16 protein-coding genes are annotated in these 20315 nt (G+C 36.2%); 1 reads left to right on the forward strand and 15 read right to left on the reverse strand.

What is annotated here, in order from left to right:
• The first annotated feature begins 200 nt into the window (after nt 1–200).
• Nucleotides 201–3596, forward strand: coding sequence for a glycoside hydrolase family 2 TIM barrel-domain containing protein (locus tag G7Y57_RS04915; protein ID WP_165021083.1), 3396 nt, complete (start codon nt 201–203; stop codon nt 3594–3596).
• A 214-nt stretch (nt 3597–3810) separates the two neighbouring features.
• Here the strand turns inward: G7Y57_RS04915 and G7Y57_RS17955 are convergent, their stop codons facing one another.
• The 15 genes from G7Y57_RS17955 to G7Y57_RS04980 all read right to left on the reverse strand — a co-directional run bounded on the left by G7Y57_RS17955 (nt 3811) and on the right by G7Y57_RS04980 (nt 20314).
• The gene (locus G7Y57_RS17955) at nt 3811–3945 is read right to left on the reverse strand and encodes a hypothetical protein (RefSeq protein ID WP_255491340.1); all 135 of its coding nucleotides are present in this window, start codon (nt 3943–3945) and stop codon (nt 3811–3813) included.
• Nucleotides 3946–3982: 37 nt separating this feature from the next.
• Nucleotides 3983–4480, reverse strand: a complete 498-nt coding sequence (locus G7Y57_RS04920) for a hypothetical protein (protein ID WP_165021084.1) — start codon at nt 4478–4480, stop codon at nt 3983–3985.
• A gap of 6 nt (nt 4481–4486) precedes the next feature.
• On the reverse strand, nt 4487–4792 hold the full coding sequence (locus G7Y57_RS04925) for a hypothetical protein (protein WP_165021085.1): 306 nt from the start codon (nt 4790–4792) through the stop codon (nt 4487–4489).
• Between the two features lie 103 nt (nt 4793–4895).
• Complete coding sequence (locus tag G7Y57_RS04930) at nt 4896–5195, reverse strand: hypothetical protein (RefSeq protein WP_221412108.1); 300 nt, start codon at nt 5193–5195, stop codon at nt 4896–4898.
• 5 nt (nt 5196–5200) lie between these two features.
• Entirely contained in the window at nt 5201–6418 is a 1218-nt protein-coding gene (locus tag G7Y57_RS04935; protein ID WP_255491341.1) for an RHS repeat domain-containing protein, read from the reverse strand.
• Between the two features lie 72 nt (nt 6419–6490).
• Nucleotides 6491–6793, reverse strand: coding sequence for a hypothetical protein (locus G7Y57_RS04940; protein WP_165020886.1), 303 nt, complete (start codon nt 6791–6793; stop codon nt 6491–6493).
• A complete protein-coding gene (locus tag G7Y57_RS04945; protein ID WP_255491342.1) occupies nt 6793–7728 on the reverse strand; it encodes an RHS repeat-associated core domain-containing protein in 936 nt (311 codons plus the stop codon). The genes G7Y57_RS04940 and G7Y57_RS04945 overlap by 1 nt, the downstream gene beginning before the upstream one ends.
• A 174-nt stretch (nt 7729–7902) precedes the next feature.
• On the reverse strand, nt 7903–8418 hold the full coding sequence (locus tag G7Y57_RS18165; RefSeq protein WP_165021087.1) for an RDD family protein: 516 nt from the start codon (nt 8416–8418) through the stop codon (nt 7903–7905).
• Between the two features lie 176 nt (nt 8419–8594).
• A complete protein-coding gene (locus G7Y57_RS04955) occupies nt 8595–12038 on the reverse strand; it encodes a DUF6443 domain-containing protein (RefSeq protein WP_165021088.1) in 3444 nt (1147 codons plus the stop codon).
• Nucleotides 12039–12045: 7 nt separating this feature from the next.
• Nucleotides 12046–12711, reverse strand: a complete 666-nt coding sequence (locus G7Y57_RS04960) for a hypothetical protein (RefSeq protein ID WP_165021089.1) — start codon at nt 12709–12711, stop codon at nt 12046–12048.
• 11 nt (nt 12712–12722) lie between these two features.
• Nucleotides 12723–16169, reverse strand: coding sequence for an RHS repeat domain-containing protein (locus tag G7Y57_RS04965; protein ID WP_165021090.1), 3447 nt, complete (start codon nt 16167–16169; stop codon nt 12723–12725).
• 5 nt (nt 16170–16174) lie between these two features.
• Complete coding sequence (locus G7Y57_RS04970; RefSeq protein WP_165021091.1) at nt 16175–17314, reverse strand: T9SS type A sorting domain-containing protein; 1140 nt, start codon at nt 17312–17314, stop codon at nt 16175–16177.
• 258 nt (nt 17315–17572) lie between these two features.
• On the reverse strand, nt 17573–17725 hold the full coding sequence (locus G7Y57_RS18170) for a hypothetical protein (protein WP_410492634.1): 153 nt from the start codon (nt 17723–17725) through the stop codon (nt 17573–17575).
• 306 nt (nt 17726–18031) lie between these two features.
• Nucleotides 18032–19165, reverse strand: a complete 1134-nt coding sequence (locus G7Y57_RS04975; protein ID WP_165021092.1) for a DUF1972 domain-containing protein — start codon at nt 19163–19165, stop codon at nt 18032–18034.
• Between the two features lie 3 nt (nt 19166–19168).
• On the reverse strand, nt 19169–20314 hold the full coding sequence (locus G7Y57_RS04980) for a glycosyltransferase (protein WP_165021093.1): 1146 nt from the start codon (nt 20312–20314) through the stop codon (nt 19169–19171).
• Between the last annotated feature and the right edge of the window lies 1 nt (nt 20315).

A 20315-nucleotide genomic window follows, 5' to 3' on the forward strand; every position in this document is an offset into this window, starting at 1 on the left:
TATTAAATATATTTAAATTAGATTTACAGCTCCATGACAAATAAGAACCTTATCTGGTAAAATAGTTGGGAATAATTATAATACTAACTTATTGAAAAGGCATATTTCTGCATGAGTAGGAATACCTGATTTTACTAGAAATGGTTGAATCGATTGAATAATCTTAAATCTGCATGATACAAACCAAATCGAATACTAAAATGAAAAAACTATTTGCAATTTCATTTCTCATCTCAATAACAGTTGCGCTTTCTGCGCAAGAAAGTATCCCATATTGGAAAGATTTAAAAATTCTCAGTGTTAATAAAGAAGCTCCGCGTAGTTCCTTCATGACGTATGACAATTGGGATGATGCTCTGAGCCGTAAGTATGAGAAGAGTAAATATTACCAATTATTGAACGGCACATGGAAATTCTATTATACTGATAATCATAATAAACTACCGGATACTATTACAGATCCGAATACTGATGTATCTACATGGAATGACATCAAGGTTCCCGGTAACTGGGAAGTACAAGGTTTCGGTACGCCGATTTATATCAATCATGGTTATGAATTCCAACCAAGAAATCCAACTCCTCCTCTCCTACCAGACAACAATGAAGTCGGAGTATATCGAAGAGATATAGATATACCTTCGGAATGGATGGGCAGAGATGTTTATATCCATTTAGCTGGTGCGAAATCGGGCGTTTACGTATATATCAATGGAAAGGAAGTAGGATATAGTGAAGACTCTAAAAATCCTGCTGAATTTTTAATAAACCCATATATTAAAGAAGGGAAAAATACACTCGTAGTTAAAATATTCAGATGGAGCACAGGCTCTTACCTCGAGTGTCAGGATTTTTTCCGTATAAGCGGAATAGAACGGGATGTTTATCTTTGGTCACAACCCAAAACATCTATACATGACTTTAAGATCGTATCGACACTGGACGATAGTTATAACGATGGTATATTTAAACTAGGGATCGATATTAAGAATACAAATACATCACCTTCGACGGCCAAGATTTCTTACAGCCTTCTTGATCAAACAGGTAAATCTGTCGCAAACTCATCCAACACATTAAGTATAGATGGAAATCAAATAAAGACAGTAAGCTTCGAAACAGTACTGAATAATGTAGCTACATGGACCTCAGAGCATCCAAATCTATACAAATTGATGATGACAATAGAGCAAGATGGAAAGGTGCAGGAAGTAGTACCATTCAATGTCGGTTTTCGCCGTATAGAGATTAAAGAGAGCGAATATATTATAAATGACAGAAAACAAAGACTATTCTATGTAAATGGTCAGCCAATTAAACTCAAGGGAGTTAATATCCACGAAGTAAGTCAACATACAGGGCACTATGTGACTCCCGAAGAAATGCGAAGAAATTTCGAACTGATGAAATTAAATAACGTAAATTCGGTTCGTTTATCCCATTATCCCCAAGACAGGAAATTTTACGAAATGTGTGATGAATATGGTTTATACGTATATGACGAGGCAAATATCGAATCGCACGGAATGTATTATACTATATATAAAGATGATATGCGCAAAGGCTCAGAAGGACATCTCGACGGCAACAAGAAAGGAACGTTAGGACAAAATCCCGATTGGCTGGAGAACCATTTGTATCGTATTAAAAATATGTTCGAGAGGAATAAAAATTTTCCAAGTGTTACTATCTGGTCGCTGGGGAACGAAGCCGGAAACGGTTATAACTTTTACAATGCGTATGTCTTACTTAAGGATCTTGACAAAAATCTGATGAACCGCCCTGTATGTTACGAGCGTGCTTTATGGGATTGGAACTCAGATATGTATGTTCCTCAATATCCTTCGGCTGCATGGCTCGAAGAAATAGGCAAAGAAGGGGCAGACAGACCAATCGTTCCTTCCGAATATGCACACGCAATGGGTAACTCGACAGGCGATCTGAACGGACAATGGAATGCTATATACAAATATCCACATCTGCAAGGAGGATATATCTGGGAGTGGATCGATCATGCCATAATAGCTAAAAACAAAGATGGGAAAGCTTTCTTCGCATATGGAGGAGATTTCGGGGTAGATAGGCCATCGGATGGCAATTTTGTTGCAGATGGTATTATCGGACCCGATCAGAATCCTCATCCTGCCATAGCCGAAGTAAAATATAATCATCAGAATATAGGCTTCAGGGCAATAGACTTGGATAAAGGAAAAATTGAAATCACAAATAGATTCTACTTTACGGATCTTTCTAAATATCAAATAAAGTATCAGATACTCAAAAATGGTATTCGTATGAAAGAGGCTATTCTACCACTGGAGCTGGCTCCACAAAAGTCGAAAGTAGTTACAATCCCAGTAGCAGATCTTAAAGCCGAAGCTGGAGTCGAATATTTTGTGAATTTTGAAGTAAAAACGAAAGAACGAGAACCACTTGTTCCTATTGGTCATATTATAGCTTACGACCAATTTGAATTGCCTGTAAAAGTTGATGCGAAAGCATATACTGCACAAAATGGACCTAAATTAAATATCTCTGAAAATGATGGTATAGTGTCTATCTCTTCATCAAAAATAAACTTTGTGCTCGACACAAAGAAAGGACTCGTTATATCATACAAAGTAGACGGTTATGAATATTTTAACGAAGAATTCGGTATTCAACCAAACTTTTGGAGAGGGCCTAACGATAACGATTATGGTAACGGAGCTCCAAAACGCCTGCAAGTATGGAAACAATCTAGCAAAAACTTCAATGTAGTAGATTATAAAGCATGGCAAGATGGTAATAATGTGAATATAAATGTAGATTATCTGCTTACCGCCGGAAATCACTATATTATAAACTATAAGATTTATCCTTCGGGCATAGTTAGAGTAGAAGCAAATTTCACAGCGTTACTAAAGGATGAGGAAAAAATTGCAAAATCAGAGGCTGAATTATTAGCTACCGCCTCACCTCAAGCCAAAATGGATAAAAAGAAAAAAGAAGTGATAGAAGTTCCCCGTATAGGAGTTCGTTTTCGTTTACCATTAGAATTAGATAATATTCAGTATTTCGGAAGAGGACCGGAAGAAAATTATATTGATAGAAACAAAGGAACATTAGTAGGTATATATAAATCCAAAGCCGAAGATATGTATTATCCGTATGTGCGCCCGCAAGAAAACGGTCACCATACAGATACACGCTGGCTGACAGCAACCACAAGCAATGGAAAAGGCCTTTTAATTAAGGCTGATGACCTGATCGGATTCAATACGCTAAGAAATACAGTTGAAGATTTTGATGCTCAGGAATCGAACGCACCGTATCAATGGAACAATTTCTCACCTCAAGAGATAGCACAAAGAAATGACGCTGATGCTAAGGATCGATTACCTAAACAAACTCATGCTATAGATATTACTCCCCGAAACTTTGTCGAAGTATGTCTCGATTGGAAACAGCAAGGAGTAGGCGGTTATGATAGTTGGGGGGCAAGGCCAATACCCGAAGCTACTATATATGCTGATGAAAATTACAAGTGGGGATTTACTCTTATTCCGATATCGGATGTGAAAGAAGCTGTGGATAAAACGAGAATGGTGTATTAGTTTTTTTTATAAGTAGGAACAAATAAAAGAATCCGAATAGTTATGTTAGCTTAACTATTCGGATTCTTTACATTGATAATAAAATAAATTTTCTTATTATCTGAAAAATGAATTTGAGACTTTTGCACTATCGTACCGCCAGCATTAGCCATCACTCGATTACTCCCTAAATAATCAGTTAAATAGAAAGATAGATATTACCTTCTATGCATCCCTATCCACCAATACACGTTTCAAAGAACCATTCACTTGCATAGTCAGTAGTCTTAGTACTAGTCAGCATACTCCCCGTTACAGCCGAACTGACAATCGGATTCGTAGAGTAGTTCGGATTCCATTTCTGAACCACTTTTAACTTCGCCCCTAATGTTTAGCCTTTCTCAATGTTATTTCTGAGGTATTTGCATCGCTTTATACTCATTAAGTCTGCTAACAATATTTTTCTTTCCAATCTCATTCGACAATGAAATTAATTTTTCCAAATATAAAGATGTTGAATCACCACTGGGCATTATAAATCTCAAAACTTCTAAGCCATCACCTACTAAAACAAGCAAAGAACCTCTTTGCCCTGTATTGACTCCATCTTTTGTCAAAGAGTATCTAGTTAGAATATTTTTCATCATTACAAAATCTTTGTAATCTAAGGTGTCAATATTTTCGGGATGATATCCAGCTGTATTTATAAAATAAGAAAAAGGGTATTCATTTTCCATTTTTTTATATTGCAAATGTGTAGTATCTCCATTACATATGATACTATATGGACTTACAGGACTATCCTGCTCTCCAGCATGTATAAATATTATGTATCCTTGATGTTCACTTTTTGTAGAACACGCTTGGAATAATAGTATAGAATAAAATATAAAAATGTATTTCATACTTTTTTATTTATTTGTTTGTTGTATCGCTTTTTTATGAAAATCTGATGGGACAACTACACGAACAGGGTCAGTTTTAATGGTTGACCCTAATCTGGAGAATCCCCATTGTAACGTTATTACAGGAGCATTTAATTGTTTCCCACCAACATCCTTTACTTTTATTAGAGTTGTTTCTGCACTCCATTTAAAATTGCCAACAGAAGAGGGACGTTGTGGTGCGTCATACAATTTAATATCGAAGCCACCATTCCAAACGGATAATAATGCGACTTTTGTACCACCGTACCATGCGCCTTCGTCACTACACAATTATTCCCCAAGTGATCCGTCAAGAAGAAGTAATAAACACCCCCTTCAACCCATTCTGTTATAATTGAAGTTATCTCTGTATCAAATTCTATTGATAAATAACTCAATCTAATTGTTGAATAGATCTTTCTATAAAATCATTTACTTTTTTATAATTAGGTAAACACCAACCTCTAAAGTACTTTTCTTTTAAAATAATATTGGTGTTACTATCTTTAATCCAGATAAAGACATCAACAAACGATAGAATATTAAATAAAAAACTCCTAATAGATAAATCGGTTATTAGAACATAATAGATACCAATCTTTTTATATATTTGATTTCCATCGGGATAAATTATATATTCTCCATTTTGGATTTCTTTTATATACTTTTTAATAAAAGGGGAATAATGTTTCATATTTTTCATTTAAATAAACTTTCAAAATTACCACCAGGATGTAAACCTCCAATATAAAAGATCATAGTTGGAGGCATTCCTTTATCCAAATTTTCTTGATGATTGTTAATTCCTGTATGCCAAATAGGTTTAATAACATCACCATATAACAATCCATAAACAACGCCTCCAACACCTGGAATGAATGCAGGAGATTTAAGAGCAGCATCATTAATATGATATAGTTGATTACCTACGTTAACTGAACTATATGCACTTGCTAAAGAATAAGAAACGTCTACCGTGTTCAAAATGCCTCCCGCTTTGCCCCATTTGGATCCATATCTATTTATGAATGGCATTTTATTCGTTAGTGACTTTTTTAACAAACCTGAATTTTCTGCATTCCTCCAAATTTTACCATATTTATCAATATGAGCTGATCCATGATAATTCGTAGATGAATAATAAGATTTAAAAACATTTGAGAACCTTTTATTATGAGTATATGCATCACTCTCTCCGAGTATACCAAAAAAAGTGGAACCTATCCCCCAATATGACGTCCCTGAATTAGACGATTCTACAACAACATCATTCGCTACCGGCATTGTTACATTCTCTCCTCCAGGAATAGCAACAATAGTTTCACCTTGAGGATTTACATAAGAAGTATCCATTCCAGTCGGATCAATATACTTGAGCGGATTGTTTAATACATACGCATACGGACTATAATCATAATGTAGTTCCGCCAGCGGATCCACACTCATAAACCTCCCCGTACCCGGTTCCATCTGCCTGGCATGATAATCATACATATTGAGCTGATGTTCCTGTTCCAGTTCCTTCCCATTATACTTATACGGCTGCTTTTCGAGATCCGTACTCTCCGCAAACGCCATTCCGAACGGATAATAATGCGACTTCTGTACCACCATACCATCCGCCTTCGCCACCACACGATTATTCCCCAGATGATCCGTCAAAAAGAAGTAATAAACACCCCCTTCAACATAGCCTCCATCGACCAACACACGTTTCAAAGAACCATTCTCGTATACCTTGTTACCAGCATAGTCAGTAGTCTTAGTACTGGTCAGCGTACTAACCGTTACAGCCGAACCGACAATCGGATTCGTAGAGTAGTTCGGGTTCCATTTCTGTACCACTTTCAACTTCGCTCCACTTGCCGAGTATGTATATTCATTACGAGCCTCACCCACAGGACTCTTTATATCCATGAGTTTTGGTAAATTTAGAGAATTATATTGGATATCTCTTTATTCAGATATTGGGTCATATTACTGGTCAATTTATTGAAAATAAAAGTCCAATTTTCTACCATCACTTTTTTTAATAGTGAAGAAAAGTTCATCCTGTTTTTTTATAATAGAATCTCCTCTTATAGCAAATTCCCACGATTTAGGATAAAATTCAGCTGGAATTGTAATTATTCCATCTTTGACTCTGACATCAAAACAAATAGTATTATGATTTTGGGTGTCTTTATATATATTTGTAATAACACCAATATAATTCGAAGATTTTACTTTTGATTCGTTTAGTGAAGAACAAGCATATAGAAAAATGCAGAATATTATTACTATATATTTCATTATTTATTAAACTTATTTATATATGTAGGAGAGAAAGTATATCCATGATTGTAGTGGAAGCCTGTAAAAGTCTTAGAACCATAACTATATCCAATAGATCCCATATTCCATTTCTTACCAACATAACCGTGAGTAATATCATGAGATGTACCTATACTAATAGTTCCCAATCCATAGCTTTGATTAATGGAATGCCCTTCAAGTGATTCAATAGTCGCTTTACCTGCCCCACTATAATATCCAAACTGCAAACTTGCTGTTCCAGAGAAATCAACTCCCAAACCATTGTTTACAGCAACGCTATGAAAAAAACCATCATCTCTTATATATCCAAGATTGTGGTCAAAACCTGAACCACCACCAAGATACCATGAGAACGATATGTTCAACCCAACATATTGAGGTTTATAGTCTCTTGCTGTATAATTTGTTTGTACTTCTCCATTGGGATAAGTTGTTTCTGTCTTAATAGCAAATAAATCCATCACATATTCACCAACTTTATCCATAAATCCACCAAAGCTTGCCATATCAGATAAACTGCTTAAGTTGCTTATTGCCTGCTGTTTTTGAGAGGGGACACCATCGTTTTTTGATTTTAGATTGTTCATAGCCTCTTCTATATCATCGGGATTACTCGTTGTCCATCCAGTGGATGTTATAGACCACATTCCCGTCGGATCAATATACTTCAGCGGATTATTTTTGACATAAGCATACGGCGATATATTATAATACTTTTCCGCCAGCGGATCGACACTCATAAACCTCCCAGTACCCGGTTCCATCTGCCTTGCATGATAATCATACATATTCAGCTGATGCATACGATCCAGCTCCTTCCCGTTATACTTATACGGTTGCCTCTCCAGGTCCGTACTCTCCGCAAAGGCCATTCCAAACGGATAATAATGCGACTTCTGTACCACCGGCATTCGCCGCGACACGATTATTCCCCATATGATCCGTCAGAAAGAAGTAATGAACACGCCCTTCAACATACCCCCCCCATCGACCAATACATGTTTCAAAGAACCATTCTCACATCTAGTTTTTATAATATTATTTCTGAATCGGCTTTAAAAAGTAGTAACACATCAAGTGGGAATTTATGTATATAAAAGTTTTATTAAATTACTATATGCATACAATACTTTAATTACAAAATAAAACAGTATAAACACTATTATTAAAACGACCAAAAAAGTGTAATATATATTTTTCTGTTTTACCCCACTATTTTTCTTACATGGAATAACTTTAGTGTTAAATAATAAATCACCAAACCTTCTCTCTGGATTTATTAGTATTATAATAAACTCAATAGGCCATATTAGAAAAAGAACATTTCTCAAAATTAATTTCAAAGAAGATGCTGAACTATTATCTACATTGACAATCTGTAATTTACATATACGCTTTCCTATACTTTGACCTCCAATTAGATCTTTGCTAAGTAAACAAGTATATAGTACTGATAATATGAAGGTTTGATAAAGGAGATTGTCATCGAATCTAAAAAACAATATCGTTACTACGAGTGGTACGCTTATAATAATAAGAAGAATTAGATCAAAAAAAATTGATTTAAATCTCTGTAATGAATTAGCTTTTTCAATATTCATTATTTATACTTTTTTTTTAATAATAAACTAACTGCTAGAAATAGTGTCCCTCCAACTATAAATTTCAAAGTGTATTCAAACTGACTTTCAATTAACGTAATAAAACCACATATGAAAAGTATAGAGCCAATTATAAAAAAGAGAATAATACGTATCTTAACACTAATCATAATTCATTAATCTTTCTTTAATAATCGATTTAAAGCTTCTGCTGATTTTTCTATATCTAAACTTATTTCAATTCCAACAATAGCTTTAATTTTTGCACCAAGATCAGGAACATTAAGCTTTGTTTCTGTTGTTCCATTTCCAACTTTTTCAAAATTAGCATTTATGCGAGTAGTTACTGTATTTTCTAATTCAATTAAAGAAGTACCTACATGCTGCTTTTCTTCTACAACCATTTTATTATCTACATTTTTTATTGTTTTTTCTATTCCACCTTGAATAGTGCCTACACCAACATTAAATCCTTGCTTTATTTCAGATTTATTAAAGTTATCTCCCGGGCTAAAAGTTGTGCCATCTTTTAATCCAACTATATCTACAGAAATCATATTAGCTTCTACTCCAACAGCAGTTGCCCCGAGCTTAGCTTCTCCTGCAATTTGTAAACCTACACTCACGGAAGCTTTAATATTATTAAAAATCTCCTTACCAAATTGTATCCAATGACTAAGTTTACCAGGGTCTTTTCCATCTAAATCTACATATAATAATGGGTTGTTTTTCACATACACATATGGAGACCAGCTATAATAATTTTCACTATGCGGATCGACACTCATAAACCTCCCCATAGTTGGTTCCATCTGCCTTGCATGATAATCATACATATTGAGCTGATGCTCCTGCTCCAGTTCCTTTCCATTATACTTATACGGCTGCTTCTCTAAGTCCGTACTCTCCGCAAACGCCATTCCGAACGGATAATAATGCGACTTCTGTACCACCGTACCACCGGCATTGGCCACCACACGATTATTCCCCAGATGATCCGTCAAAAAGAAGTAATAAACACCCCCTTCAACATAGCCTCCATCGACCAACACACGTTTCAAAGAACCATTCTCGTACACCTTGTTACCCACATAATCAACCGTCTTGGTTGCAGTCAGAGCAGCAGGGCTGATACTATATCCGATAATCGATTCGGTCATCATCCCTGACATGGGACTCATTGAACGACTCTTATCCGACAAATACTGCGTTTGCAACTTAGTGCCTGCCGCCGAATAAGTATATACTATACGAGCCTGTGTGCCGGATGAATTGACATCTATGAGTTTCGGTAAATTTAAAGAATTATATTGAATATCAGATATCCCCTTATTCAAATCTTTACTCATCGCCCCATTTTTGTTGTAGGAGTATTCAGCAGCCGTATTGGCGTTATTCTTAAAGTCAGCCGATTCGCTTATCGTAACATTTACACCCGCATCATTAACTGTCAGCAACTGGTTACCCGTATGAGTCATAGTCAGGTTGTCGACTATCCCGAAGGTTGTTCCGGCACTTGTCTTACCGTAACGTTTTATGGTTTTCATATTACCGTGCTTATCGTAGGTGACAGCATCTACTTTATAGTTTGAGTTAGCTGTTGCGTTTTCCAGGTAGTTGGCTGCAGTCAGGCGTGAGAGATTATCGTACGTAAAGGCATAACCCCTTGTCTTGTCACCTGTCACAGTCCAGTCCATAGCACCTATATTGCCGCTGTAGCTCTTTGTGCTGCCTGCATACTGATCGTTGTAGTACAATGTCTGTTTAAACAGCGGACCCACTATCGATTTAGTCCACGAACGCACGTTGTAGGCATAGGTGGTTGTCAGGTTGGCATTGGCGTTCTTGACATTAGTCTTTAACCTTCCCAGATCATCGTAGGTATTCTTTGCCAGTATAACAGTTGTTCCGTTATTAAGCTGGTGTCTGGTTTCAGTAGGACGGCCTGCATGATCGTAAGAGTAAGTATAAAGTTCTTCCTGTACAGGCTTCCCCTTAGCCTCATGCCTGTGGTATTTCTTTACCGGCTGCCCCGTAAAGTTATAAGCTATATATTCCCTCTCGTCCGCATCCATGTGATTGAGCGACTTGGTCTGTACCAGCCGCGCCCTGCTGTCGTAATACATGGATGTATAAAGGAATTTACCCGAACCGTCCATCAGGGCTGTTGCCGAGCCTGTAAGCTGTCCTTTTGGTGTGGCGTACATAGCAGGGAATCCGCTTTGGGTATTATAGCCTGTATTTACAAAACCGTGCTTGGTGAGATAGGTATAATTATCGTAATAGTTTACAGCCAGTAAAGTACTCCCTGAAGGTGTAAAATTGCTGATAGCATATCCCTTGTATGTCTCGCTTGCTCCGCTGTAGGTGGCTGTTACCACCACGCTATTCAGTACATTGAGGTTGGTTATGCTATTTGTGCAGATACCCGAGACCACCACCCTGCCGAACACATCAGGAATGGAGTATGCCCATTCTCCTTTTGTCCGTTGCTCACCGTCCTGAGAAAGGATCAGCCTGTCGGCTTTATCATATACATAGTGTACCCAGTCGGTACCGGGTATGCGCTTTTTGATACAGCGGTTACGCTCGTCGTATTTATAGAGATAGACAAGTTGTTTCATCAGGTCGGTATCGTCCCCGAAAGAGGTTATATCATCAGTGGCTCTTGGTGGTAATACATAGCACAGGTTACCGAAATCATCATACACATAATAGGTGTCATATTTTTCGGTTCCGTTTATCTGCCGAGTCAATACTATTTGACCTGACTTGTCTTTAAATTCATAAGAAATATATCCGTCCTCATCGGTCATTTTGGTAACATATAGCTGATTGGCTGCATAGAGAGCTCCTTTGCTGAGTGTTGTAGCGTCTTTACTGCCACTTACTTTGAAGATTGAGCAGCTCTGATCGCCTGTTGCTGTATTGGTCATGTAGTCGGTCTTGACGGCTTTAGAGTTGGTATGCCAGTCAGCTCCGGGGCCGTATTGCAGAACTACACGGTTCAGCGGCGAGGCTTCGTAAACAGGTTTGGAGAATGGGTTATCGTCTTTAGTCCCGTTGTTGGTATTTGTTGTTTTGGCATTGGCCTGTATAGTTGCCAGAGCAGCAAATGCTCCGTTGTTGCCGGGCATTGTTGCCGGCAGCCATGTGTTCGATTCCCGGCCAAAGCTATCGTATTCCTGTAAGGATACCAGGTCTGCTCCCGAGGGGGTGATTCCTCTTTGTACGGTTTGTACGGGACGTCCCAGTCCGTCGAAGTATTGTATGGATACCAAGCTTTGTACGTCGCCTTCGATGGTGCGGTCTACGACTATTTGTTTCTGGGCGTTATAGGTTACCGACTTGGTTTGTCCAAGGGGTGTAATGGTCATGATGTAGTTCTGGTCACCGGCTATGGCTGTAGTGGTAGCAGCGGGTGTACAGACGCTGGTATTGATGTTGAATACCAGAGCTCCGCCGGTTGTGGCTTTATAGGTGAAGCCGGGCTTGAGATTGATTCCTTTACAGGCGGTAACTGTCTCTGCTTTGGGATGGGTTACTGCAAATTCTCTGGTGTCCTGGGCCTGAAGGCTCAGGGTGCTTAAGAGGTATAGGGTGAACAATAAGCGTTTCATGGGCTGATTATTTGGGATTATTGTTTATGGTGGATTGAAGTTCTCTGATCATCAGGCCTTGTTCTTCGAGCTGTTTTTGCTGCTGGATGGTGTACAGGGTCAGCTCTTCGATCTTTTGGAGTAGCTTAATCTGAAGGTCGGTTACATTTACACCGTCTTTTATCATCTGTTTTTCGGATGGTATTTCGGGTAGGTGTTTGTTGGTCTTTACAAAGGATTCGACTTCGCTTAAGGGGGTGAGATTGTAGTCTTCATTGAATACAAAGTCAGCGCCGGTTACTGTTTTTACTACTATTTCTTTGACAGTTAATGTTCCGTCTATGGTATGGTTACCTTTGCTATGAACTACTTTTGCCCAGGTGCCTTCGCCTAAATTATTGGTGCTACGCACATACATTTTAACAGGATCAGAACTGTTTGCCATAACTATTTGCGCATTATAGTAGGTGAAATTGCCTTCATTTTTATTTCCTGCCGAAGGTGAACTGATACCCCACCACCAATTATTATCTACAACTGGAGTGTTTGAACCTTCAATGCCTGAACCATAATAGAATCCGGCTTTTTGAATGCTATTCCAATTTTTTGTATTAACTGTATTTAATTCTTGTGCTCTTGCAGACATGAAAAATATTATGGTTAATAGTGAGACAAGGAATATATGTTTTTTCATAATTGTATGTTTTATTTATTCTTATAATTATAGTTATACGACTGAACTATTTTTTTTACTCCGCCTTCTATGATATACGTTTCTGTTAATCTGCCAAAAGAGTCATAGTCATAATAGGTGGTAATGCCTGAAGGGTCGGTGGTTGCCGTTACTCCTACCAAGGGCTTATAAGTATAGGTACTAATAAGTGCATTCGGTATATTCTTCCTTATTGTAGCTTCGGTGGTCGCATTAGGAATTGTTATTCCTGTTGTATTATATCCACTGAATGATTTTACAGCGGTATCATATTTCTCATTCTGAACAACCGCAATGGGATATAAACTATTTGCATCCCAGATGTAAGAGGTGTGCGTATTGTCTGGATTATATGATTCGAGCAGTCGTCCTTTGGCATTGTATTTAGTGAACATATGATCTAATTTATAGTAATTTGCATATGAACTTAATGCTATCGGAGATAAGGACTTGAATGAGTATGTTTTTGTCGGTAAATATGTATTTAAGGTGTCTTTAAACTGAGTTTTCGATGCAACTACTACACTGTTATTAACTAATGATATGTTTTCGATAGGAATACCAACCATGTTTTTTGTTACCATACCTTTGCTGATAGCATCTGTATAATCGAATGGATATTTGATGACCTGCTGGACTATTTCTCCTTTCGAATTCGTTAGCTTATTTTCTCTTAAATAGTTCCCTGCAGTATCGTATATATATTCTTCCTTGGTATATACATTCCCATTAAGAAAATCAGAGGTTTCTTTACTTACAATGTAATATGGATAAAAATATTCCTTATTAACTTGTGAATAAAAGCCGAAATATGAGTTTTGTATATTTTGTGGTGTATTAATGTACACCGCAAAATCTTTATCACTATCATTTATGTAGCGATAATTGTAAGTGTGTGTTTTTACAGCTTTTCCCTCGTTTGTATAATATTCTTCGGTTAATATCTTGCCTCTTTCAATTGATCGGTCCTGAGGTAATTGACTATAACCCTTATATAATGAAATTTCATAATCATATGTAGGTCCTGAATATTCTCCCAGCCACTTTAATGTGTTATATATTTTACTATTATAGGTATCATCAGGATTATAACGATAGTCTGAAAATGTCGTTTTTTTATACATCCCTTCAAACGTTGAATAATTATATCCAGTATTGGGGTAGGTAATATATACTGAAGCACTTGCATACATGTCACAAGTGATTGTTATCAAATAATCTGTGTTTGAACTTAATTCAAGCCAGCTTGTTTGATGCTTTTTAGCTACAGGGTCCCCTTTGTATTTGGTTTGAGATGCTCCTGTAAACTCAAATGTTTGATAGATCCCAGGTGTAGCAGCTTTGGCAATACAAATTATTCCTTTTCCATTTGTTCCATAGTAGGTATCTCCCCCTCCCGATATAGTCCATATCTGGCTCAATGAACCTGTTTTTACAGTATAGGTTTTACTTCGTTCACTATCCATTGGAGATATGCTTGCAGAAAACCAATCATCACCTTTAGTGAAATTTTCACTTTTCGGATTCTCATATTCAAAAACAGAAGAATAGCGCACATGATCGGTATCATAAGGCGGAGAATTCAAACCATTACTAGATTTCACGAAAAGATTCCGAATGGGTTTACCTGTTGTTGCACTTATCACTTTTATCGCATATTGAGGATGGTATAATAATTCTCCACTACTGTTTTGGCTCGTATTTGCATCTGTTATAGGAATTGTAGAATAAGAATATTCTATTGTTTTTTTTTCTCCGAGATCATTATAATGCATTATCTTCCTTATTCTTGCTCCTCCAGCTTTCTTTAACGTACATGATACTAATTGAGGTAAATAATTTGAATATATTCTATCTAAAATTGCAGAATATGTATGTGGTTCGTATGAAAATGTTGTGTAGCCTCCTGTCGGATAATGCACTGAATATATCAAAGCCCTATCGCAGTAATCTTCATTTGGTTGTCTATCATCTGAAGTGTATTCGACATCCATAATGTTTTGATCTCCAGCATTATCTCCAGCTGTTGGTATAAGCAATTTATTACCTCCATTCCAATAATTCCAATGATCTATATCAAGTGTATACGAAGGTGGTAAAGAGAATGCCGAGTTATATTTGAAATTATATTTGCCACGCTTACTATTATTGAGGTTGTCTAAAAATAAACGTTCATCGGAATAGTTATATGAAAATTTTGTAGATTCTATATGTTCCTGTCCTTTTTGCCCATTATAATAAAGTGAAATTGAATCTAATTGAACACCTATATTTTTTATAAAATCAATTATTCCATCGCTTGGGTGCATTCCGGTTATCACTTTTCGTGGAGAGTAGTGTAAATTAATTGTTTTTTCATCTCCTATTTTTATCTCTTTTATCAAAGCAATTTTGTTTAATGTATACACTCTTTGTGGTAAAACACCACTCGCCGTGCTTGCCGCTCTTAATAAATAGCTTCTTTGCAAATCGCTTTTTTTCGGATTGCTTATAACTGTTTGAACTAGCTTCCACGGTTCTCCATGATAAAGTCCCAGATCAGTCTTGTCTACTGCATCATCATATTTTATTTCTAGAACTCGTCCATTAGGGGCAACTATTTTATATAAATGAAATGCTGAAATTTGATTCATCTTATTAATAGATTCGTCAATTTGTATTGAAGAGAGTGTGTTCATCCAATTTAGAGCTGTATATTCCATTGCACTGTAACTTCCCCCGAAATAATAAATATACCCATTGTCTGTCGTTATCTTTATTTCAGATTTATTTGCTTGGGCTTTTGCATATATTAAATTATAACCTGATATATCAATCTCTACTTTACCTCCTGAATAAGACATAGACTTTATCGTACCATCGTAATCGATAATAAATTTACCTGAATGACCTAAGAAATTAAATCGATAAAGATCAGAAGATACTTCAATATCAGTATTTGCAATTGTAGGAATACTGTATAGCGCATTTAGAGGAGCATTTTTTGCCGGATCGTTGAAAATATTATTTTTCATCTCACTAGACAACTTACTCCCTTTTGGTATATTCAAGAAGCCTTTTATTTTCATTTGTTGTCCTAGATTATCATAATTCTTTTCGTTAAAGTCATCAGCAATTCCTCTGACTTCGCGATAAATTACTCCGGCAGTGTTCAGATTCCAATTTTGACCAACGTAGTTATGTGGATCAGTGGGCTTAAATCCGCTTGAATTATAGCTAACTGATATCGGGAGACTAAAGTCAGGGTCACTGAAATCTAATAATGGTATTTGAAGATCTATTCGTCCTGAATTTAGTGAAACGGGAGTATGGTCATAGCGGACTATACTTGAAACCTGAGGGGATAAAAATTGAGGTGTTGTTGCTTTTATTACATCATCTGCATAGATATAACAATTTGTTATAAAGGCTATTATCAGCAGTATATTTAATTTTCTCATTCTCTTTATTTTTTAATAATCTTCTCATTCACAACTAAATTATTCACCGTAATCCTCAGTATGTAGTTTCTGGGATACAGGTTGCTGCAATCGATACTCTCATAATACCTTCCCGGTTTTCTATCTTGTGCCTTCACCCTTTTGACCGGCATACCATCCATAGAATAGATTTCAAATGCAATTTTAGCATCCAGCTTAACCTCATAGTCCAGCGTTAAAAGAGACTCCACCGGATTAGGATATATCTTACAAGAGACTATATCCTCGATGGAAACAGATTTGGTATTCTCATCCGTTTGTTCCCCATTCTCCCCTTGGCGATCCATATTCCAGTTCTCCTCGATCAAAGCCAGATTCTCAGGATCAGTTTCTAAATACAGATGATCCTGTAAGGGGAAGAAGAAAGCCGTAGAGAATACTTCCGAATTATCTTTTAGATTAGTATTACGTACTGTCTCGAAAACAGGATAACGATAACCCTTAGTATACCAGCGGTAAGTCTCCACCTGATTATTGGAGATCACAAGTGAGTCACCTTCCAGTTCGGCTATCGTCTGTATACTCTTTACCCTTAAAACGGGATTTAAAGAATCTCCTGTGGGCAGAATTATCTTTCCGAAAGCATCGGCAGAGGTAGTTACCGTACCACGGGTATAAATATCCACCGTATTTGAATACAAACCCTGTGACGAATAACTGGACTGAGCCGTTTGCCCATAATTCATAGGAAAAGGAAGAAAAAGAATAGGCTCCTTATATTTCAGACGTATAGCCGGATTCTCATGCCCTAATAAAAGTAGCGAATCATTTCTGAAGTGATAGTAGTACATCGTATTATGCTCCGTTCCCACGATAAGCTCATCAGGGCGAACCCCCTTAACATCATAGGTCTTCTTGGCCATAATATACAAACTGTCTCCGATCATAGGAGGAAGCGAATAACTCAGCTTATATTCACCATTGATGGTCTTAGAACCACTGAAATCCCAGATAATACCCTTTCCCCCATTCCCGGGAGATTGGTACTCGACCTGTTGTTTTATAAGCTCGTCCCCCGAACGGATACTATTATGAACAGAAGTCAACTGGCCAAAAGCAAATACACTCAAGCCCATAGAAAACATGAATATCGATATCTTTTTCATAGAAATACAATCGCTAATTTGACAATTTAAATAAATGCAAAATTAACTTAATTTATCGAAAGGGTCAATGTGTTTGTGGTAGTATTTTAAATGTATGAAATCTTATTTTATCTAAAATTCGGGATAGTAAAACATGTTCATCAAAACTTCCCCCTTTTCAAGGGATCACTTTCAGTAGGAATAGTGGGCAGTTCGAGTGAGGATTTCCATCAATCAATACGGCTTCCCTATACTCTCAGATTTTATTGCCTATTATTTTTAAAATAAGATCTCAGTTTGAAGTATTTGACTTAAGCTGATTTTATTAAAATCCCAATGCTCTAATTTGGCTAACACACCAATACTTTTATACTCCCTTTTTCTATTTTTTGCGACCCTATGAATCAAAGAATATTTATTGTATTTCAACACTTTATACTTAAATCATATGATATCAATGTTATATTCATGGTTTACACAACTCATATAAATCACTCTGTAAAATGAATTATTTTGCCACAAAAAAGCAGCTATATTTCCGTAACTACCTAATTATTTACCTCTTAAGAAGGTGTCCAACCAGGAATCGAACTAACTCCATATATACCTCATTCACTTAAAGTTATATTTTCAAAAAGTAGCAATGTCTCCTATTTGATCTCGCGGAATTTGCAGTATTTTTTAGTAATTTGCTTTGGGTAATTCCTATGGATATAAAAGTAAGAAATAATTTCAAGACTATAACCTCTTAGATTGTGCTAAAATTCTGATGAAATATTGTTCATGGTCATCAACAAGTTTTTCCCAAGAATATCCACAACGAATTCTATTCAAGTTATTCTCTATGAAAGTAGCTCTATAGCTGCTATTGTTAATATCTATATTATTGAGAAGTTGGGTTACACTATTTTCATCTTCAAAATATAATGCATCTGTCTTCAAAACGCTTCTATTAAATATATTATCATGAGCTAATATAAAACAGTTTGAAGCCATAGCTTCTAATAATGAAGGGTTTGTTCCACCCACGCTATGTCCATGAAAATATACGGAAGAAAAATAACGGATAGAATTTATTTTTTTAAAATCATAAACTCCTCCTATGAATTTAATTTTAATTTGATCTTTATATTGCTCAACTAAGTATTTCCCATGAGGAGTATCAGTTTTGCCCACCACAATCAAAGGTTTATCAATAATGTTAGAATCTATATAACCTTTAATCACCATTTCTACATTATTTTCTGGCTCAAGTCGAGCTATGACTAAACAATAAGAGTCAGCAATTAGATTAAACTCAGTGAGCAGACTCTCGTTATAATCATCATGAATATTTGCACCATAAGCTAAAAATTCACTTTCTTTTCCATACTTTTCCTTGTAGTAATCTTGGATTCCCATATTATCGGCAATCAAGTAGTGGCTGTGCTTAACTGTTGTCTTCTCCTCCCAGAATAAAAATTTCTGCACCCATTTATTGAACTTGGTGCGCTTGTACTCTAGCCCATCCATATTAGTAGTGAATATAGGATATTTGATTTTCTTTACATTAAACCAAATATACGCAGGAACAATACTTGTATAACCAGCTTCGTAAATTATATCAAAGCTTTCTCTTTTCAGAGCATCTTTTAAAGAACTAAAATCATAGAAAAAACTGCCTATAGAACTCCCCATCCATTGCTCAGGGCTATAGATATGTTTTATACGAACTCCTTTGTAAGATGACTCCTTGTATGGATGGAAGTGTGGAGAATAAATAACCACTTGATGACCTCTTTCAGCTAAACCTACAGATATATATTCTGCAAATTGTTCAAATCCCCCATAGTTATTAGGAATACCACGTGTACTAATGAATGCTATTTTCATATATTAAAAAATGTGAGTCTGTATCATATGTTGGAATCTTTCATGAAAACTATTTTCGCTGAAATGTTGAGTAAATCTAATCTTCCCACATTCCCCCATTAACTTTATTTGGTCTGGATTTTCTACAAAGACCTTTATTTTATCACTTAGTGCCTCTGCATCACCTCTTGTTGTTACATAACCTGTAACACCATCTTCTATCATTTCGGGAATACCTCCAACTTGAGTTCCAATAACTGGTTTTGAAAAAAACATCCCTTCCAGTACAGTTGTAGGAAAAGGATCATCAAAAATAGATGGAACTAAAACTACATCCATCTTTTCGTAAATAGATTCAATGTCTTTAACAAAGGGGATTATTGTAACAAATTCGACCAGACCTAGATCTTTTATCATCTTTTCTACGTCTGTTAACATATATTCTTGACCAACAACAGGACTACCGACAAGATAGAAATGTGTCTTTGCAATAGTGTTCATGTCAAGTTTTGATACTGCGTCTAGGAGTAACCCTTGTCCTTTATTATCAGGCTTTATTCTTCCTATAAGACCAAAGTTAATTTTATCAAAATCGACTTCGAAATTACTCTCTCTTGCTTTATTGAGTTTAAAATTTATTCCATTCTGAACCAATTGTAGCTTGTATTCATACTTAGGAGCTGCCAATTTCATATTGTTCTTCACAGCATTTGAAACACAGATTAAAACATCAGATTTGCGTAAAGCAAATTTATTGATTATGCGGTGTAAAAGACTATTGTTCTTCAATATTTCATGAATATGTACCACCTTCTTCGCCTTCGAAAACAGGTAATACATCAATACAGACGTCACAGCTAATGTATTGATATAAATAACATCAGGTTTCACTTCATCCATTCTTAGCTTGGAAGGAAATCTTAGAAAGGAATAAATAAAATTAAGTATTCCTGAAGGTTTCAAATTCTTCTTCGCAATAATAGGTAACTCTGGAATTATCTTGATTTCAACATCGGGTAATTCTTCATTTACTAATTTGCACAAGGGACCATCACAGGGTAATATCAGATACTTTTTATGTGAAGAGAAACCTCGCATAACATAGATAAGAATCTTATCTGCACCATAGAGATCGGATGAAGGATGAAAGAAAAATATTGTTTTAGGCATA

Origin of the sequence: Dysgonomonas sp. ZJ279 (assembly GCF_011039205.1) — a bacterium.
Lineage (GTDB): Bacteria > Bacteroidota > Bacteroidia > Bacteroidales > Dysgonomonadaceae > Dysgonomonas.